Source organism: Thermogutta sp., assembly GCF_039793925.1.
Taxonomy (GTDB): Bacteria; Planctomycetota; Planctomycetia; order Pirellulales; family Thermoguttaceae; genus Thermogutta.
Genome location: NZ_JBAMME010000362.1, coordinates 1 through 2,124 on the forward strand (window position 1 = coordinate 1; position 2,124 = coordinate 2,124).

The following is a 2,124-nucleotide window of genomic DNA, read 5'->3' on the forward strand; positions in this document are numbered from 1 at the left end:
CCGTCGGCATCCCGATAGGTCAGCCCCCTCAAAACGTGAACCCTGCCAACGTCCGCGTGCATGGCGTCCAGCCGCGGCCGGATTGTGTCGGCAGGATCATCTTCCAGGGTGAGCATCAGGACGGAGCCCTTTGGGCAGGGCGAACCGTCCGGCCAGGGCGTCCCGGTGGTGATACGGGCGGCAAAGTCACAGGTCAAAAAACTCTTTCCTTCCCCCGGCTTGCCCACCAAGAGGGTGATGCGCCCCATCGGAATCCGTTTGGGCCAAAGCCACTCCACAGGAACCGGTTGCACGTCTTCCAGCCGGATGATCATCGGTTGGAAGGCAAACTCGGATTTGGTGATTTGATTCCTCTCCGCGTCTATTTGCGGCGACTCCGGCGGTGTTTGCTCGGCCACGGCCTTGATATGGGCAGCCAGGGCTTGCAGGGCCGTTTCGGAACCAGAATCGTGGGAAAGCCGCTCAACCCAATCCGCCAGGTCATAGCCCGATGGCAATTGCTCACAGTCAGCGGGACGGAGCTTCTTCCAGGAGAGAATCTTGACCGTCCTTGCGCCGGCTTCGTAGGCCAGCCGGGTGACCTCCCGGGCGTATTTTTCTCCCGCTTCATCATTGTCGGGGACAATCCACACGGTGCGACCCGCCAAAGCGGCCCAATCGCTTTTTGCAGCCGCGCTGGCCCCGCCGGATGACGTGGTGGCCAAGAACCCCAGCTTCGCGGCAGCGTCGGCAGCCTTTTCGCCTTCACACACCACTGCCGGAACGTCAACCGGGGCCTTGAGTAATTCGGGGAGCCGATAGAGTGGCCGCGGAGCAGGAAGGGTACCGCATTTCCAGCCCGCAGCAGTTCGGCATACGGGACGGATTTCCTTGCCATCGTCACGATTCCAGCGGGCCACCACCATCACCACATCACCGGCAGCATCCCGATACGCCCACCACTTGGCAGGTGTGCCAAGCCCATAACTCCGCAACGCCTCCCGGGCCGTGGGGTACACCCTGCCGTTGGTGTTCATGCGCTCATCAGAGTTTTCCCCCCGGGAGGGGTTTTTCTGGTAGGTGTTCGTTTGTACCCTAACGTGAATCCCCTGGACGTTAGGAAACAGGTCTTTGACGGTCAGCCCAAGGGCCGCCAGGACCGCCTCGGTGGAACACCCCGCATGACAGTGGAGCAAAACAGTTCCGTCTTGGTTCCGGGTCACTGACAAGGACGGCTTCCGGTCCTCATGGGCGGGACATTGGTACTGCCAACGTGTACCACGTGCCGTCATTGTGCCGCGGGAACCGGCACGTTCCAGGGCGTCCAGAACAATGGCGATCGGTTCACTTGCCATTGTCCCCTCCCCGCCGCATCCGGCGATGGCCGTTCGAGGCAAGAAATTCCTGAACCGCAGTCCATTCCCAGCGGACCGTCCGCTTGGTCAGCCGGATGGGTTGGGGAAGCTGGCCGGTGCTGACCAACCGAAATACTGTGCGACGCGAAATGCCCAGCCGTTTGGCCAATTCGGTGGGGGATACAAACGCACCACTCGGCTTTTCCATGCATCACCTCCGAGATTACAGAAACTTGCACTGAGCGTCTCTATAAAACCCGGCGGTGTTGCATTCCGTGTTGCGTTGCATGTCGTAACTTCTGATAGGAAAACAAGATAAAAATTTTTGCGTGTTGCATAGCGTGTTGCATAGGTTGCCTGGCGAGTTACCTTTCCGGGACAAGCGCAATAAAAAACCCGGCGCGTGGCCGGGTCGGCAACTGGCGGATGAATGCGGATCAGTCTTCATCTTCATCCCGCGCGACAGCGTCTAGCGCGTCGGGTGCTGGTTTATACCCCCGCGGGATGTATCCGCCGGTGCGGATCAGTTTCGATGCATTCCGGTATTGTTCGTTCCTTGTGAGCGTGCTACGGCTAATTCCGATCAGTTTCGCAATTTGAGCATCCGACAGTTGCGGATTCCCCTGCAACAGCTCCAGCGCTTCGATGAGCCAGTTCCTTCCAGCCTTCTTTTTGGGCCCCAATGGGCGTCCCTCCGGCGGGTTGCTTGCCGGTTCCGTCCTTGTCGTTTCTGCCACGCGTTCTTTCTCGCCCTTTTCTGGGATATTGGGTTGCTGAAGCCGGCTGATAA

The 2,124-nt window shown here is 59.5% G+C and carries 3 protein-coding genes; all 3 read right to left on the reverse strand.

All coding sequences use genetic code 11. The annotated features are described in order from the left end of the window. Positions 1-1,334: AAA family ATPase (locus tag ABJK56_RS19685; protein ID WP_347246397.1), on the reverse strand; the 1,334-nt coding region annotated here is incomplete at its 3' end. Then, a complete protein-coding gene (locus ABJK56_RS19690) occupies positions 1,324-1,542 on the reverse strand; it encodes a helix-turn-helix domain-containing protein (RefSeq protein ID WP_347246398.1) in 219 nt (72 codons plus the stop codon). The genes ABJK56_RS19690 and ABJK56_RS19685, both read right to left, overlap by 11 nt. Before the next feature lie 229 nt (positions 1,543-1,771). Next, the coding region (locus ABJK56_RS19695; RefSeq protein ID WP_347246399.1) for a winged helix-turn-helix domain-containing protein at positions 1,772-2,124 on the reverse strand (353 nt) is incomplete at its 5' end.

What these genes read in the sequence shown, in the direction of transcription:
- ABJK56_RS19690 (WP_347246398.1), bottom strand. Translation starts at nt 1,542, where the DNA reads ATGGAAAAGCCGAGTGGTGCGTTTGTATCCCCCACCGAATTGGCCAAA.